At 71.8% G+C, this 252-nt stretch carries 1 protein-coding gene; it reads left to right on the forward strand.

The genetic code is table 11. The features are described from left to right. Positions 1–252, forward strand: a 252-nt coding sequence (locus tag UK12_RS35850) for a beta-ketoacyl synthase N-terminal-like domain-containing protein (protein ID WP_156179198.1), incomplete at both ends; no start/stop codon positions are given.

A 252-nucleotide genomic window follows, 5' to 3' on the forward strand; every position in this document is an offset into this window, starting at 1 on the left:
TGGCAGCTGGTCGCCGACTCCGGCGACGCCATCTCCGAGTTCCCCACCGACCGTGGCTGGAAGCTCTCCGACCTCTACGACGCGGACCCCGACCGCCAGCGCACCTTCTATGCCCGCGGTGGCGGCTTCCTGCACGACGCCGCCGAGTTCGAGCCGGCGTTCTTCGAGATCAGCCCGCGCGAGGCGCTGGCCATGGACCCGCAGCAGCGGCTGCTGCTGGAGACGTCCTGGGAGGCGTTCGAGCGGGCGGGC

The organism is Saccharothrix sp. ST-888 (assembly GCF_000955975.1).
Taxonomy (GTDB): domain Bacteria; phylum Actinomycetota; class Actinomycetes; order Streptomycetales; family Streptomycetaceae; genus Kitasatospora.